This window comes from Egibacter rhizosphaerae, assembly GCF_004322855.1.
GTDB lineage: Bacteria > Actinomycetota > Nitriliruptoria > Euzebyales > Egibacteraceae > Egibacter > Egibacter rhizosphaerae.
In genome coordinates this window covers 4,116,906-4,131,950 of sequence record NZ_CP036402.1, presented here as the reverse complement: position 1 = coordinate 4,131,950, position 15,045 = coordinate 4,116,906, and the positions used below count along the sequence as shown (strand labels likewise).

The window sequence follows — 15,045 nt, the reverse complement described above, 5'->3', positions numbered from 1 at the left end:
AGCGTCCGCATCCGTTGGTTCATGGCCATGTCTGCGACATCAGATAAAATGCAATCGTGATCCAATCCCGGCGCGATCCCGCCCCCGGCGGCCACATCGAGGAATCCATGGCCCGCTCCACCCCCCTCCTCACCTACGACGCCCTCGTGGCGGACGGTACGCCGGCACAAGGGCGTCGGACCGCACACCAGTACGTGCGCGAAACCCTGCGCCGGGCGATCCTCGGACGGTCCATCCCCGCGGGCTCGCGTCTGGTCCAGGCCGACATCGCCGCCCAGCTCGACGTGAGCACCACCCCGGTCCGCGAAGCACTGCGCGAGCTCGCATCCGAGGGACTCGTCCAGGTCGACCCCCATCGCGGAGCGATCGTCGCCGAACTCGACCTCGACGAGATGCGCGAGATCTACGAGCTCCGGCTCGTCCTGGAGCCGTACTGTATGCGGCGGGCCGCAGAGCACATCACGCCCGACGAACTCGAACAGGCCGAGGCTTTCCACGCAGAGATGGCGAGCGGTGCCGACGTGGGCTCGTGGGTCGAGCTCAACCGCCGGTTCCACGGCCATCTCACCGATGCGTGCCGGAACGCGCGACTGCGCACGACCCTGCACAATCTCCAGGACGCAGCCGCAGCGTACGTGGGTCTCGGCCTGCATCAGGACCCCGAGGAGATCGTGCAGGGTATCGAGGACCATCGCCGGCTCCTGGACGCCTTCCAGGCACGGGACCCGGAGGAAGCCGCCCGCATCACCGAGCAGCACCTCCTGCAGGCGACCGGTCGACTCGGGATCCCCGACCCGCTCGCACGACCCGCCTGACGCGGGTCCGGCCAGCATGCTCAGGCCGCTCACCTGGCGGTGAATCCACCGTCGACGACGAGTTCCGAGCCGTTGACGAAACGCGCCTCCGGGCTCGCAACGAAGGCGATGGCGGCCGCAACCTCCTCCGGCGTTCCCATTCGGCCATCGAGTTGTCGGTCGGCCATCGTCGCGCGCGCGGCAACCGGATCCTCCGCATCGGCGAGGATCTTGTCGATCCACTCCGTGGCAACGGTGCCGGGGCAAACCGCCACCGCCCGGACGCCCTCTCGCCCATGGTCAACCGCGATGGCCTTGGTGAGGCCGATAAGACCCGCCTTGGAAGCGCAGTACGCTGCCCGCGAGGCCACCCCGACGAGGCCCGAGACGGACGCCACGTTCACGATCGTCCCCCCATCGCCTTCGAGCATCGTGGGTAGCACCGCCCTCGAGAGCAGGAACGGCGCGCGAAGGTTGACCGCGAGGATCTCATCCCAGGCCTGCGGCGCGGTCTCGACCACCGTCGCCGCCACACCGATGCCGGCCACGTTGACGAGCGCATCACAGGAGCGCACCCGGAGAACCTGGCCGATCACGTCACCCAACGACGTCTCGTCGGCGAGATCCACCACATACGGCGCCGCATCACACGCCGTCGCCACCTTTCGCAGACCCTCCTCGTCCCGGTCCAGGAGGCTCAGGTCGAATCCTTCGCGAGCGAGGCGGAGCGCGGCTGCCCGTCCGATGCCCGAGGCGGCCCCCGTCAGGACCGCGTGCCCGCCTCGCATTCCGCCTCGCCTCCTGCCGGCTGCCGCCTGCGGTGCAATTTATCAGATCGATCGAGCAGCATCGGCCGCATCGAGCACCGGCTGCGCAAGGGGGAGGCCCTTACGGCGACTGGAACGGCACGCAGGTCTCGCTCCCACAACGCGTGACCATGAGCGCCCGGCGTCCGTGGTGGGCGATGATCGGCCGCTCGCGCTGGTCGAGGGCTAGTGAGGCGTGCGCGCCGACGTCGCCACGACCGTCGACGGTCACGATACTGGCGTCCGTGCAGTCGTCGGTGGCACACCGCGCGAGACGGAGCTCGGCCTCGTTGCTGTAGCGGTAGGCGATCACGGGACGCCCTGCCCCATCGACGGCCAGTGAGGCGAAGCGGCCGACGTGCGTGTCGTCGTCGACCACCGTGCTGGCCACCCGTTCACAGGCAGTGTCACGACAACGCGCGAAGCGCAGCACGCCCTCACCGTCGTCGTAGTAGGCGACCGCGGGGAGCCCCTCCGGGGGCACCTCGAGGGACGCGAACCGCCCCACGTCGTCGCCATCGTCGATCGTCGCGGTGTCGGCCTCCTCGCATCCCGGATGCCCGCACTGGGCGAGCTTCAGCGACGTGCTCGCGAAGTCGTAGTAGGCAATGAGCGGCATCCCACGGTTTCCGACCGCCAGCGACGTGAAGCCCCCGACGTCGCCATCGTCGACGACCACCGTGTCGGCCGCCTGGCAGTCGGCATCACGGCAGCGCGCGACCCGGAGCGTCCCTCGTGCGTAGTCGTGATAGCTGATCACCGGCAGCCCGTCGGCGCCGATCGCCAGGGAGGGGAACGCCCCGACGTCCTCACTCCCCTCGTCCACAACGGTCACGTCCGTAGCCTCGCACCGAGGGCTGTCACACCGCGCGAACCGCAGCTGCCCCTCTCCAGCGTGGTAATACGCGACGATTGGTCGTCCGTCCACGCCGATGTCGATGGAGGGATACCAGCCGGCGCGGTCCCCTTCGTCGACCGCCACCACGTCTGCGGCCTCGCAGGTGAGCGACGCGCAGCGGGCGATCCGCAATGCATCCGTGTTGCGATCGTGGTATGCGACAACGGGCCGTCCGTCCGCTCCGAGGACGAGATCCGCGAACCAGCCCACCACGTCGGCGCCCTCATCGACCACATGGGAGCTGTTGCCCTCACGCAACCAGGGGAGCTCCGCCGCGTCACCTTGCGGCTCGGGTGGGGGCGGCACGTCCTCGGCTTGCCACCACGCGGGCGCACGACGGTCCGGATCGCTGGTCATCGACCGCGCAGCCTCGTCCTGGGCGTACACGTCGGATCGTGGCGCGTCTCGGCCGGTCAGCACGACGACGAGCAGGGCACCGACGACAGCAAGGCCCAGCCCGACGACGCTGAGGAGGCGGAGGCGATGACTGAGCACGCCGACATCGTGCCCCGTCTTGCCGAGCGAGGCCAGGATGATCTCCCGTCACGGGAGGCTCGGGACTGGCACGAGGACCACGAATTGGAGACGATGCACCCCGGCGGCCTCGCGAGGGCGGCCACGTCTGCGAGGAGGACGAACATGGTGGGAGCGTTGGCGGGACACGTGGTTGCCATCGTGGGTGCGGCGGAAGGTATCGGCCGGGCCGCCGCCTCCGCGCTCGCTGCGGACGGCGCGACCGTGGCTTGTCTCGACCGGAACGAGGAGGGGGCACACGTCGCAGCCGCAGAGCTCGGCGACCGCGCCGTCGGAGCCCGGCTCGACGTCACGGATGTCGACGCAGTGGTCAGTGTCATAGACGGTCTCGAACGACAGCAGGGTCGGATCGATGCGCTCGTCAACTGCGCCGGAACGACGGGCCGGACCGGCCTCAAGAGCCACGAGGTCGACCCTGCCGACTTCGACGCGGTCTACCGGGTCAACCTGTTCGGTGCCTTCCTACTATCCCGCGCGGTCGTCCCCGGCATGGTCGCGCGGGGATACGGGCGGGTGCTGCATGTGGCGTCTATCGCCGGAAAGGAGGGCAACGCCGGCATGACCGCGTATTCGGCCACCAAGGCCGGACTGATCGGCATGGTCAAAGCCCAGGGAAAGGAGTACGCGGACACGGGGGTCACGATCAACGCGCTCGCGCCTGCAGTGATCGAGACGGCGATGGTGGCGGCGATGCCCGAGCAGCAGGTGCGCTACATGACCGATCGGATCCCGATGGGACGCTGCGGCACCCTCGAAGAAGCTGCGGAAGCGATCAGGTGGATCGTGTCGCCGGCCACGAGCTTCACCACCGGCTTCACGTTCGACTTGTCCGGCGGTCGCGCCGTGTACTGAGCACCGCAGGGCGTGTGATCGATGTTCAGCGCACCGCGGGCCACTCACGGACATCGTCTCCCGCGGCGCCCAGGACGGCAGCGGCCAGTCGCTGCAGGGCCGCGAGGCTGTGACCTTCCAGGAAGGCGTCCACATGGGGTAGCGCCGCGACCATCCCCCGCGCTTGAGGCTCGTAGCCGGGATGGCCCTTGCGCGGGTTCGACCAGATGACCCGGTGCGCCAGTCTCGAGAGACGGGCCATCTGCGCAGCCAGGGGCGCGACGTCCCCGCGCTCCAGCCCGTCGGACAGGACGACCACCACGGCCCCCCGGGCGGCCCCCTGCTGCCCCCATCGGTCGAGGAAGCTCTTGAGCATCACCCCGAGACGGGTCCCCCCCTCCCAGTCCGGCACCGCGTGGGCGACCGCCGCGAGTGCGAGATCCGGGTCGTGGTACGCCATCTGGCGCGTCACCCGCGTGAGCCGTGTGCCGAGCGTGAACACCTCGGTGGACACCGGACCCCGCCGGCGCGCGGCATGGGCGAAACGGAGCAACGCGTCCGCGTAGGCGCCCATGGAGCCGCTGACGTCGATCAGCAGTACCACGGGTCTGGGGCGCTGCCGGCGCGATCGATAGCGGAGCCGTGTCGGCTCCCCTCCGTGGCGCAACAGTTCGCGCACCGTCTCGTGCGGGTCGAGCCGCCGGCGCTGCCTCGGGGATCCCCAGCGTCGGCTGCGCCGCTGCTCCCCGGGGAGCCAGAAGGCCTCGAGCAGCCGTTGCAGCTCTCGACGCTCCGATGGGGTCAGGGTGGTGACGTCTCGGTGCCGCAGGAGCTCGAGCCGGCTGGCCTCCGCTTCCACGGTCTCCGCCTGGGCCGTGCCCTCACGCCCGGGGGCCGGGTCTCCGGCCGCGCTCACATCGCGGGCCACCTTCGCGACCCGTTCGCGTTCGGGCGGAAGCGGAACGGCACCCCCGAACCATGCGTCGAAAGCGAGGTCGTAGCGGGGAAGGTCCTCCGGCGTCCGGCACAGCGTCACCCTCCCGGCCCAGTAGACGTGGGTTCGGGACGTCACGTCCAATCGTTCGAGGGCTCGCTCGAACGCGAGCAGGCGGTCGGGACCCGCATCGAGACCCGCAGCGCGCAACACCCGCCCGAAGCCGACGAGTGTGGGGATCGGGTCGACGCGGGCGTCGCTCACCCGGGCTCCACCGGTACGCCGATCAGCTGCTCGTAATCGATGCCGGCGACTCGCTCCTGATCCTCCTGGTACTTGAGTACCGAGCCGAGCGTGCGAGCTGCAACGTCAGGATCCAGCTCCTCGCAGCCGAGTGTGAGGACCGCCTGAGCCCAGTCGAGCGTTTCCGCCACGCCCGGGGGTTTGGTCAGATCCGAGCGCCGAAGCTGCTGCACAGCGGCCGTCACTTGCTCGGCGAGTCGTCGACTCGCACGGGGGAGGCGCGTGCGCAGGATCTCGACTTCACGTTCGAAGGTCGGGTAGGTGAGCCAGTAGTAGTAGCAGCGCCGCTTGAGTGCGTCGTGGACCTCTCTGGTCCGGTTCGAGGTAATGACGACGAGGGGTGGCTGGGCGGCACGGATGGTGCCCACCTCGGGGACGGTCACGGAGAAGTCGCTCAGTACCTCGAGGAGGAAGGCTTCGAAGTCGTCGTCGGCGCGATCGAGCTCGTCGATGAGCAGGACGCTGGGCGAGATCTCCAGCGCCTGGAGCAACGGGCGCGCGACGAGGAAGCGCCGATCGTAGAGGCGCCGCTCGAGGTCCTCCGGTTCCGGCGACGTTCCACTCACCGACGACCATGCCTCGACTGAGCGAAGATGCAGGAGCTGACGGGGGAAATCCCAGTCGTAGAGCGCTTGCGCGGCGTCGATGCCCTCGTAGCACTGTAGTCGGATGAGCGGGGCCCCGAGCCATGCGGCCAGCGCCTTGCTGATCTCCGTCTTGCCGACACCGGGTGCGCCCTCGAGGAACAAAGGCCGGTGCAGCTGGATCGCCAGGAAGCAAGCGGTGGCCAGGCCGTCGTCGGCCAGGTAGCCCTCGCGGGCGAGGGCGTCCCGCACGCCCTCGGGCCCCACTTCAGGCTCGATGAGCGGAGGAAGTGCATCGTCTTCCATGGAGACAGCCCCTCACGTTGCGGACGGAACGATTACGGCTCGGCGGGTCCCGCGCCTCCCGGGTGTTCGTGGGTTGTCCGCCTCGACACCAGCGCGATCACGGCGCGGAGGGCCTGCGGGTGGAACCCGCCCCGTGTCCCGGTTCCGGGGCCCCGTGCTCCTCCGCCATAAGGGTGGCGCTGAGTTGCGCCGAAACCCGATGCATCGCCGGGACGATCGCCTCGGCGTCCGCGCGGGTGAACCGGCTGGTGGGCCCCGCGATGTTGAGTGCGGCGACGGGGCGGCCGGAGGCGAAGACGGGAACGGCGACGGACAGGACCCCACGCTCCTCCTCCTCGTCCCCGAATGCGTAACCGGCCGCACCAACCTGCTCGAGCTCCTCGGCCAACTCCTCGGGGTCCGTGATGGTCCGGTCCGTATAGGGGAGGAGTGCCCCGGCCCCGGTGAGCCTTCGCAGGACCTCGCGGGGCTGAAAGGCGAGGAGCACCTTGCCCGCCCCGGTGGCATGACATGCCGATCGGCGCCCCACCTCGGTGCTCATCCGCATGGCGTGTGGGGAGGGCACCTGGCGGATGTACACGACCTCGTCGGCTTGGAGGACCGCGATGCTGGTGGTCTCCCCACTGTGGTCCACGAGCTCGAGCAGGTACGGCTCCGTCCAGGCTCCGAACTGGTGTCCCGCCGTGGCGTCGAGCCGGACCAGCCCCACTCCGGAGGCGTACTTCCGGGTCTCGGGGTCCCGACGGGCGTAGCCGTAGCTCACAAGGGTGGCCAGTAGCCGGTGGATCGTGGCGGCCGGCAAGTTGGTGGCCTTACAGAGGTCGCTGATCCCCAGAGGTTCCCGTGCGGTCGCGAGGAGCTCGAGCAAGGTGAGCGCTCGCGCGACTGACTGGACGCTCCCGTCACCGGCCCGCGACCCCTCGTCCACCGTCTCGTCCTCTACCCGTGCCTCAGATGTCACCTCGGCGAGCTCCTACCACGTGGTCAGCGGTCCGAACGCGCACCCGGGAAGCGCGGCACCAGCACCCCTCCGCGTGCCTCCCGTCGCGCCGTCGTGCTGCCACGATAGATGCCCCTTGCAATCGATCACACGCATCATGCCCCTCCCCGCTCGACCGCACGGATGCTCGTGACCGTCGCATGCGGCAGGAGTTGGTCGGGCTCGACGACGACATCCAGGAGCACCGGGCCTCCGGCACTCCTGGCCCGATCGAACGCGGGGGCGAACTCGTCGGTGTGGGTGACCCGTTCACCGTGGGCGCCATGGGCGCGAGCCAGCGCCGCGAAATCCACGGGGCCCACGTCCGTGCCGAACGGTCGCCCCGGGAACTGTCGCTCCTGGTGCATGCGGATCGTCGCATAGCGACGGTTGTTCACGACGATGAAGACGACGCCGAGCCCGTACTGCACCGCCGTGGCGAACTCGCCCGCGCTCATGAGGAAGCACCCGTCGCCAGCGAAGGCCACCACGACGCGCTCGGGATCGTGCAGCTTGGCGGCGATCGCCGCGGGGACCCCGTAACCCATCGCACCGCTGGTCGGGGCGAGCTGTGTGCGATAGACATGCCAGCGGAGATAGCGGTGCACCCACACCGTGTAGTTCCCCGCGCCGTTCGTCACGATCGCGTCCCGGGGGAGGCGATCCCGCAGCGTGGCCATCACCGCGGACAACACGACGTCACCGTGCTCCGGGTTCCCCTCCTGGAAGCGTTCGTAGTCGGCACGCGCATCCGCGCGCCACGCCGCCCACGGGGGGGCACTGATCCGCCTGCGCGCTCGTAGTGCGGCGAGGAACGGCTCCGGGTTCGAGGCGATCGCGAGATGCGGCTGGTAGACGCGTCCGAGCTCGTCGGGATCCGGGTGCACGTGCACGAGCTGTTGGCGGGGCCGTGGCACGAGAAGATGCGTGTAGCCGCCCGTGGTCGCGTCCCCCAAGCGCGGCCCGATCGCGACCACGAGATCCGCATCGTGGAGGCGCTGGGCAAGGGCGGGGTCGATCCCGAGCCCGGCGACCCCCACGTAACGGGGATCGTCGTTGTCGAGAACGTCCTGACGCCTGAACGCAGCCACGACGGGCAGATCGGTATCGGCGGCCAGACCGGCGAGCTCATCGCTCGCCTGGGGGGTCCAGCCCCCGCCGCCCACCAGCAGGAGCGGTCGCCGTGCTCTCTCGAGCGACTCCGCGGTTTCGTCCACCGATTCGGGCGCGGGATGAGTCGTGGTGCTCCGTGCCGGGGGCGCGTCGTCGACGACCACGAACTCGGTGAGCACGTCCTCCGGGAGCCCCAGCGCCACCGGTCCCGGCCGGCCGGAGCTCGCGACGTGGAACGCGCGAGCGAGAAGTTCGGGGAGCCTCGCTGCCTCGTCGACCTCTGCCACCCACTTCGTGGTCCAGCCGAGCGCCCCCGGGAGGTCGATCTCCTGGAACGCCTCTCGCTCACGATGGCCCCGCGGGATCAGTCCCACGAGCGCGACCAGCGGGGTGGAGTCCTGGTGCGCGGTGTGCAGGCCCACGCTCGCATGAGTCGCGCCCGGCCCCCTCGTCACGAGGCAGACACCGGGTCGACCCGTGAGCTTCCCGTGCGCATCAGCCATGTTCGCGGCGGAGCCCTCGTGGCGGCACACGACGAGGGAGATCCGGTCGGCGACGTCGTACAGCCCGTCGAGTACCGGAAGAAAGCTCTCACCCGGGACCGAGAACACCCGGTCGACACCTTGCCGCAGCAGCTGATCCACGACCACACGGCCGCCGGAACGTGCGGCCGGGATGGCAGCGGAGTCAGGGGTTGAGGCGTCCATCACAGGGCCATCGGCTCGTCGACGAGCATCGTGTAGCGCTGTGGCTTGGGCTTGTCCCGGTCCTCTTCGCGCACATAGCGGATCGAGGGTTGTCCGAGCAGTGTGCGTGGCAGGACCATCACCCGTGCGAAAGCAGTGGGCTCGTCGGCACTCGCCGCTGCGTACACGGGGTCAGGACCCGCCTCGAACCAGGCATCGAGCGGGTCGTGCGTCGCCACGCCCCCGTCGACCTCCACGCGCAGCGACCCCTGCAGGAGGCAGCGAATCCCGGGGCCTTGATGGGTGTGCAGGTAGGCGACCCCACCCGGAGGAAAGTCGACGCGGTCACAGCGGACGAGGTGGTCGCCATCGTCGCCCACCTCGATGTCAGCGCCCAGGACCTCGCCTTCGAGCGGGGGTTGTCCGGGGGCACCCAGTTCCCACCGCAGGACGAGGGCGCTGCCCTCGTGTGCGGCCGCCGAGAAGGGGCGGGTGTCGTGATGTGCCTCCCCCTGGTCGAGCACAGAACCTGGCCGGTCCGGAAGGTCGAGCTCGAGCCCGCCCTCGGCCACGTACAGGACACGTCTGGCGGGCGGGAACGCACGCGCGGTCGCAGCGATGCGATCGTGGAACAGGCTGAGTCGGCGTGTACTGGCCATCAGCGGATCGGGGAGAACGGGGCCGGAGAGAGAATCACGGTTTCTTGCGCCTGCACGAGCTCCCGGAGCTTCGGAACGAAGGCTCGCCACCGCTCGTCCGCCGCCAGCCTCGCCCGGCGCTCCGACCGCTCAGCGAAGCTCTCGTACGCCCACATGTGCACGACTCGGTTGAGCGGCCCCACCTCGGTCGAGAAGTAGCCCACGAGATGACCCAGAATCGGCTCCTGGATCGGGAGACCCTCCGCCTCGTAGAGGCGGAGATACTCGGCCACCGCACCGACCTCAAGCGTGTAGGTGCGCTGCTCCACGATCATGTTCCCTCCTACCGTCACTGCGACCGGCAGCCCGGACGCGAAGGCATTAGTTGAAGTAGGCACCTCCGTCGACCAGCAGGCTCTGGCCGGTGATGAACGTCGAGTCGTCGCTGGCGAAGAAGATCGCGGCCCCGACGATGTCCTCGGGGAACTGGTCGCGCTGCAGTGTCCGAGCCGAGCGCGAGATATCGCGAAGCTTCTCGATCTGCACGGGGTTGGCCTCCACTCCATCGGACAGCGTGAACCCCGGAGCGATCGCGTTGACCAGCACATCGTCGCCGCCGAGTTCCTTCGCGAGTGCTCGGGTGAACGCCACCACGGCACCCTTGCTGCTCGTGTAGTGCAGGAGGTACGGGACACCCTTGAACGGCGTTCCGGAGGCCATGTTGATGATGCGCCCCCCACCCGCGCGCCGCATGGCGGGAACGACGGCGCGTGCGGCGAGGAAGGGGCCGAGCACATTGGCGTCCATGACCTGACGCCACTCCTCGGCGTCGATGTCCTCGAACGGGCCGGGCGTGAGTGACGCGTAGATGCCCGCATTGTTCACCAGCACGTCCACGCCCCCGAACGCGTCGACCGCCGCCTCGACCATGGCGTGCATATCACGCTCCGACGTCACGTCGGCGTCCACCCCGAGCGCGGTCGCCCCACCACGAGTCAGCTCACCTGCCGCCCCCTCCGCTCCCTTCAGGTCGGCGATCACAACGGAGGCACCTTCGGCGGCGTATCCGCGCGCGATCGCCTGGCCGATGCCCATGGCCCCGCCGGTGACGATCGCGGTCTTACCGTCCAATCTCATGTCTGCTGATCCTTTCCGGAGCTCCGCGCACGGGAGCTACTCGATCTCCCCGAGGCAGTGGTATTTGAGCTCGACCCAGTCGTCGATTCCGTGCTGCGAGCCCTCCCGCCCGAGGCCCGATTCCTTGTACCCCCCGAACGGCGCGATCTCGGTGGAGATGAGACCGGTGTTGACGCCCACGATCCCGAACTCGAGCGCCTCGGAGACCCGCCACACCCGGGCGACATCGCGGGCGTAGAAGTAGGACGCCAGCCCATAACGGGTGCTGTTGGCCACGGTGATCGCCTCGTCCTCGGTCCGGAACCGTCGCACGCCCGCGACCGGACCGAACGTCTCGTCGTGCGACATCGCCATGGTTTCGTCGACGCCGCTGAGCACCGTCGGCTGCCAGAAGGTCCCGCCGAGCGCGTGCGATTCGCCCCCGAGGAGCACGTCCGCGCCGCGCTCCCGCGCGTCGGCGACGTGGTCAGCGACCTTCTCGTAGCCCTGCCTGTCGATCAGAGGCCCGACGCGCGTGTCGGGATCGAGTCCGTTGCCCACCGGGAGCTCGGACGCCGCCTTCACGAGCCCGTCCACGAAGTCGTCGTGGATGCGGTCCTGGACCAGGATCCGGTTGGCGGAGATGCACGTCTGACCGCTGTTGCGGAACTTGCAGATCAACGCCCCGGCGATCGCAGCCTCGAGGTCGGCGTCGTCGAAGACGATGAACGGCGCGTTGCCTCCCAACTCCAGCGAGATTCGTGTGACCTGCGGGGCACACTGCGCCATGAGCAGCTTGCCGACCGCCGTCGAGCCGGTGAACCCGACCTTGCGCACGGTCGGGTTGCCGGTGAGCTCCTCCCCGATCAGCGGGGCGTCCTCGGCATCACCGGTGACGACGTTGAACACCCCCGGGGGCAGGCCCGCCCGAACTCCGAGCTCCGCGACGGCCAGCGCGCTCAAGGGGGTCTGCTCGGCCGGCTTGAGCACCATCGCGCATCCAGCCGCCAGTGCCGGCGCGGCCTTCCGGGCGGGCATCGCCACTGGGAAGTTCCATGGCGTGATGCCGCCCGTGACGCCCACCGGCTCCCGCGTGACAAGCACCCGTTTGTCGGCGTGATGGGGCGGGACGACTTCGCCGTCCAAACGCTTGGCCTGTTCCCCGAACCACTCGAAGAACGCGGCCCCGTAGGCGATCTCCGCGCGGGACTCGGCGAGGGGCTTTCCTTGTTCGAGCGTGAGCAATCGAGCGAGATCATCCTCGTGGGCCGACAGGAGGTCCGCCCATGCCCGAAGGATGCGCGCCCGCTCCTTCGCGGTTCGGGCCCGCCATGCCGGCTGCGCGGCCTCGGCCGCCTCGATCGCCCGACGGGTCTCGGCTGGACCGCAGCGCGCCACTCGACCGAGCTCCTGACCGTTCGCTGGATCGACGACCCCGAACGATCCACCGTCGTCAGCATCGACCCATCGTCCCCCGATGAGCGCCGCGGAGTGGAGCAACCCGGCCTCTCGGAGTCCACTCGTCACACTGCCTCCTGCCGTCATCAACCCACTCCCAGGTAGCGGCTCTGCAGCTCAGGATCGGTGAGTAGATCGCTCGCGGCGACCTCGGTGGCGACCCGCCCATTGACCATGACCAGCAGGTGATCGCTGAGCTCGCTCGCAAAGCGCAGGTTCTGCTCGATTACGAACGTCTGCTGCCCTTCGGTCGCGAGATCACGCAACGTCTGCGCGAGGAGGTCGACGATCGCCGGCGCGAGGCCCTCCGAGGGTTCGTCCATCACCAGCAGCCTCGGTTGCGTCAGCAACGCCCGGGCGATCGCGAGCATCTGCTGCTCGCCCCCGGAGAGATTCGACGCCCCTTGGTTCCGGCGATCGGCGAGCCGGGGGAACAGTTCGTACACCGCCTCGGCGGTCCACCGTGCACCAGCCGGCGCGCCGACCATCCGGAGATGCTCGTGCACGCTCAGCGTCGGGAAGATGCGGCGACCCTGCGGGACGTAGCCGATACCGGAGCGAACCACCTTGTAGGGCGGTTGCCGCGCGAGCTCCTTGCCCTCGAAGCGAATCGAGCCCGACTCGGGTGACAGCAGTCCGACGATGGTCTTGGCGAGCGTGGTCTTCCCCATCCCGTTGCGCCCGACCATGGCGACGGGCTCGTCGTAGACGCGAAAGGTCACGTCCTGAAGGATGTGGACCTGGCCGTAGTAGACGTTCAGCCCTTCGACGACGAACCGGGTCACCGCGCTGTCCTCGGATGTCGCCGTGGTGACATCAGTCTCCGGCATAGCTGGCTCCGAGGTAGATCTCCTGCACCCGGTGACTGCCACGGACCTCGCCGGGCGGCCCCTCCAAGAGCTTCTCGCCTTCGTGCATCACGACGACGCGCTCACCCACGACCAGCGCGATCTCCATGTCGTGTTCGATGAGCAGAACCGTGACCGAGGTGTCGAGCCCGAGGAGCAGCTCCGTGAGCTGGCTCCGCTCCGAGGGGGACAGACCGGCCGCCGGCTCGTCGAGCATCAGTAGCCGCGGATCGCTCCCGAGCGCCATGGCGACCTCGAGCTGCCGCTGCTCCCCGTGCGAGAGCTCGCCAACGCGGGTCGCAAGCGTCCCGTCGAGGCCGACCAAGTCGGCGAGCTCGTGCACCCGCTGCTCGCGCACCCTGTCGGTGATCACCGGGCGGAGGCGGTTCACCGCCCGCGGCCGACCCACGAGGGACAGGTAGATGTTGTCGGCGACGGACATCTCGGTAAACAGGCGCGAGGTCTGGAAGGTCCGCCCCAATCCTCGGTGGGCACGGCGGCGGCTGGGAAGTCGGGTGACGTCCTCCCCGAAAAGTTCGATCTGCCCGTGCGTCGGAGAGTGCGCACCGGCGACGAGATTGAACAACGTGCTCTTGCCCGCCCCGTTCGGGCCGATTACCGAGACCCGCTCGCCGTGGCCGACGACGAGATCGACGTCGGCCACGGCGCGGATGCCGCCGAAGTCCTTGGTGAGGCCCCGCACTCGCAGGGCCGGGGCCTCACCGTCGGCAGCTCCCTGATCATCGGCCGTCACTACGGGCAACCGTCCATGCGCTCGTAGACCTCCTCCGCCGGCTCGATGCCGTCGTCCACCTGACGGAGCTCGGTGTCGAGCTCCTCGCCCTCACCCTCGGCGATCTCGAAGATGAAGTTCCGGACCGACCCCTGGTTGTTCTCGTTGAGAGGACCGACCGGGCCGATCGGGCCCTCCCATTCCAGGTCCCGGAGGGCCTCATGGAGGGCGTCACGGTCGTCGAGGTCGCCGTCGACGCTCTCGACCGCCTCGAGCAGCGAACGGAAGTTGTTGTAGTAGAGCGCCGCGAACAGCGAGGGCTCGTCGAATCCCTCGTCCGGGAACATGTCGTGATAGCGCTCCGACCACTCCACCCAGAGCTCGTCGTCGGGGTTGGGATGCACGGGAGCACTCGCCACGATGTCGGTGACGGCCTCCCGGAGGTCGGCGCCCTCCGCGGCGAGGACCGTCTCGTCGACGAGGATCGACCCACCGACGATGGGTACGTCGATGCCGAACTCAATGGACTGCTCGAGGAAGTTCACGGCATCCGAGCCACCGATCCCCCCGTAGATCGCGTCGACGTCCTCCGGGATGGAGGCAATCACCGAGCTGTAGTCCGACTCTCCGAGCGGCACCCAGAACGCCTCGACGACCTCGCCCCCGGCAGTGCAGAAGTCCTCGATGAAGCTGCCGACGAGCGCGTGAGGGAAGTCGTAGTCCTCCCCGAGCGTGGCCATGCGCTCGTAGCCCAACTCCTCGTACGCGTAGGTGCCGATGTTCCCGCCCTGCTGGGAGCCCTCGGCGGTGAAGCGGAAGTAGTTGTCCGGGCCCTCGAGCGTCGAAGGGATCCCGCCGGAGGCCGCGTCGATGAACGTCATGTCGGGCACGGTCTCCGCGTACTCGCTGATCGCGACGCCCTCGGTGCCGGACAAGGGGCCGAACATGAGGTCGACTTCCTCCTGCTCCACGAGCTGACGTGAGCGTTCGACCGCGGTATCAGCGCTCGTGTCGGAGCTCTCGATCGAGGTCTCGATGGGCCGACCTGCCACCTCACCGTCGAAGTCGTCGATGGCCATCTCGATCGCGCGGCCACCGTCCTCCGCGCCGTCCGCGAATGGTCCCTCCAGGGCGCTCACCACGCCGATGGTGATGGCGTCGTCGTCGGGGTCGGGCTCGTCCTCCTCATCGGGCTCGTCGTCCTCGTCGTCCTCGTCGTCCGGCTCGTCGTCGGGATCGTCGTCGGGATCGTCCTCGGGATCGTCCTCGTCCGACTCGTCGGCCTCGGCTTCGGGGTCCTCGACGAGCTCGTCATCCGGGTCCGCCTCGCACGCCGCGGCCAGCAGCATCAACGCGGCCAGCGCAGCGAGCCAGATCCACGGACGCGCGACGGCGTGACGACGCCGTCTCCTGTGTCCGTTCGCGTGTCCCTGCATTGCTCCCCTCCTCGTGTTGGGGTGGATCGCCGGTTCGGTGCGGCGCAC

15 protein-coding genes are annotated in these 15,045 nt (G+C 69.1%); 2 read left to right on the top strand and 13 right to left on the bottom strand.

The window, feature by feature from the left end:
* Window positions 1-56: 56 nt before the first annotated feature.
* Window positions 57-815 (top strand): GntR family transcriptional regulator, encoded by a 759-nt coding sequence (locus ER308_RS18960; protein WP_131156435.1) that lies wholly within the window; start codon window positions 57-59, stop codon window positions 813-815.
* Between the two features lie 29 nt (window positions 816-844).
* Here the strand turns inward: ER308_RS18960 and ER308_RS18955 are convergent, their stop codons facing one another.
* Both ER308_RS18955 and ER308_RS18950 read right to left on the bottom strand, forming a co-directional pair.
* Window positions 845-1,582 carry an SDR family NAD(P)-dependent oxidoreductase gene (locus ER308_RS18955; RefSeq protein WP_131156434.1) on the bottom strand — a complete coding sequence of 246 codons (738 nt, stop codon included), beginning with the start codon at window positions 1,580-1,582 and terminating at the stop codon, window positions 845-847.
* A gap of 100 nt (window positions 1,583-1,682) precedes the next feature.
* Window positions 1,683-2,993 carry a hypothetical protein gene (locus ER308_RS18950; RefSeq protein WP_131156433.1) on the bottom strand — a complete coding sequence of 437 codons (1,311 nt, stop codon included), beginning with the start codon at window positions 2,991-2,993 and terminating at the stop codon, window positions 1,683-1,685.
* Between ER308_RS18950 and ER308_RS18945 the strand changes: the two genes are divergently transcribed.
* Window positions 2,982-3,884 (top strand): SDR family NAD(P)-dependent oxidoreductase, encoded by a 903-nt coding sequence (locus tag ER308_RS18945; RefSeq protein WP_205745736.1) that lies wholly within the window; start codon window positions 2,982-2,984, stop codon window positions 3,882-3,884. The two genes, ER308_RS18950 and ER308_RS18945, sit on opposite strands and share 12 nt — an antisense overlap.
* A 25-nt stretch (window positions 3,885-3,909) precedes the next feature.
* On the opposite strand, the gene ER308_RS18940 is transcribed toward ER308_RS18945, so the two are convergent.
* The 11 genes from ER308_RS18940 to ER308_RS18890 all read right to left on the bottom strand — a co-directional run bounded on the left by ER308_RS18940 (window position 3,910) and on the right by ER308_RS18890 (window position 14,997).
* The gene (locus ER308_RS18940; protein ID WP_131156432.1) at window positions 3,910-5,061 is read right to left on the bottom strand and encodes a vWA domain-containing protein; all 1,152 of its coding nucleotides are present in this window, start codon (window positions 5,059-5,061) and stop codon (window positions 3,910-3,912) included.
* Window positions 5,058-5,990, bottom strand: a complete 933-nt coding sequence (locus tag ER308_RS18935) for an AAA family ATPase (protein WP_131156431.1) — start codon at window positions 5,988-5,990, stop codon at window positions 5,058-5,060. The genes ER308_RS18940 and ER308_RS18935 overlap by 4 nt, the downstream gene beginning before the upstream one ends.
* A 97-nt stretch (window positions 5,991-6,087) precedes the next feature.
* Window positions 6,088-6,951 (bottom strand): IclR family transcriptional regulator, encoded by an 864-nt coding sequence (locus ER308_RS18930; RefSeq protein WP_131156430.1) that lies wholly within the window; start codon window positions 6,949-6,951, stop codon window positions 6,088-6,090.
* Between the two features lie 134 nt (window positions 6,952-7,085).
* Window positions 7,086-8,789: a thiamine pyrophosphate-binding protein gene (locus ER308_RS18925; protein WP_131156429.1), complete on the bottom strand. Its 1,704-nt coding sequence runs from the start codon at window positions 8,787-8,789 to the stop codon at window positions 7,086-7,088.
* Complete coding sequence (locus ER308_RS18920; protein WP_131156428.1) at window positions 8,789-9,427, bottom strand: cupin domain-containing protein; 639 nt, start codon at window positions 9,425-9,427, stop codon at window positions 8,789-8,791. The genes ER308_RS18925 and ER308_RS18920 overlap by 1 nt, the downstream gene beginning before the upstream one ends.
* A complete protein-coding gene (locus ER308_RS18915) occupies window positions 9,427-9,741 on the bottom strand; it encodes an NIPSNAP family protein (RefSeq protein ID WP_131156427.1) in 315 nt (104 codons plus the stop codon). The genes ER308_RS18920 and ER308_RS18915 overlap by 1 nt, the downstream gene beginning before the upstream one ends.
* 46 nt (window positions 9,742-9,787) lie before the next feature.
* Window positions 9,788-10,543, bottom strand: coding sequence for an SDR family NAD(P)-dependent oxidoreductase (locus ER308_RS18910; RefSeq protein WP_131156426.1), 756 nt, complete (start codon window positions 10,541-10,543; stop codon window positions 9,788-9,790).
* A 36-nt stretch (window positions 10,544-10,579) separates the two neighbouring features.
* Window positions 10,580-12,067 (bottom strand): NAD-dependent succinate-semialdehyde dehydrogenase, encoded by a 1,488-nt coding sequence (locus tag ER308_RS18905; RefSeq protein ID WP_131156425.1) that lies wholly within the window; start codon window positions 12,065-12,067, stop codon window positions 10,580-10,582.
* Window positions 12,067-12,810, bottom strand: a complete 744-nt coding sequence (locus tag ER308_RS18900; protein WP_131156424.1) for an ABC transporter ATP-binding protein — start codon at window positions 12,808-12,810, stop codon at window positions 12,067-12,069. The genes ER308_RS18905 and ER308_RS18900 overlap by 1 nt, the downstream gene beginning before the upstream one ends.
* The gene (locus ER308_RS18895; RefSeq protein WP_131156423.1) at window positions 12,797-13,582 is read right to left on the bottom strand and encodes an ABC transporter ATP-binding protein; all 786 of its coding nucleotides are present in this window, start codon (window positions 13,580-13,582) and stop codon (window positions 12,797-12,799) included. Before ER308_RS18895 ends, ER308_RS18900 begins: the two co-directional genes overlap by 14 nt.
* On the bottom strand, window positions 13,582-14,997 hold the full coding sequence (locus ER308_RS18890; RefSeq protein WP_131156422.1) for an ABC transporter substrate-binding protein: 1,416 nt from the start codon (window positions 14,995-14,997) through the stop codon (window positions 13,582-13,584). The genes ER308_RS18895 and ER308_RS18890 overlap by 1 nt, the downstream gene beginning before the upstream one ends.
* Between the last annotated feature and the right edge of the window lie 48 nt (window positions 14,998-15,045).